This is a genomic window from Brachyspira pilosicoli (assembly GCF_019402445.1).
Classification (GTDB): Bacteria; Spirochaetota; Brachyspiria; order Brachyspirales; family Brachyspiraceae; genus Brachyspira; species Brachyspira pilosicoli_B.
On the sequence record NZ_SRZM01000436.1, the window covers coordinates 1 to 332 of the forward strand.

General features: G+C 25.6%; 1 protein-coding gene. It reads left to right on the forward strand.

All coding sequences use genetic code 11. The features are described 5' to 3' along the window. Positions 1 to 332 (forward strand): ATP-binding cassette domain-containing protein (locus E6A48_RS11685; protein ID WP_219710478.1); only part of this gene is annotated, 332 nt, incomplete at both ends.

Sequence of the window (332 nt, forward strand, 5' to 3'; positions counted from 1 at the left end):
GATAAACTTATAACTGATATTTCTGGAGGTGAGCTTCAGAGGGTTTTTTTAGCACGTATTTTTGCAAAAGAGCCTGACATTATAATTTTAGATGAGCCTACTAATCATTTGGATTTGAATATACAATTGGATTTAATAAACGATTTAAAAAATTGGGTATTAGAAAATGAAAACAGATGTATTGTTGCTGTGCTTCATGATTTAAATAGTGCTTTATATTTTGCAAATAAAATACTAGTTTTAAAAGATTCTTCATTATATTATTATGGTTTGGTTAGAGATTTTGATATTAATTTAATTGATAAATTGTATGATGCTGATATATCTAAGTA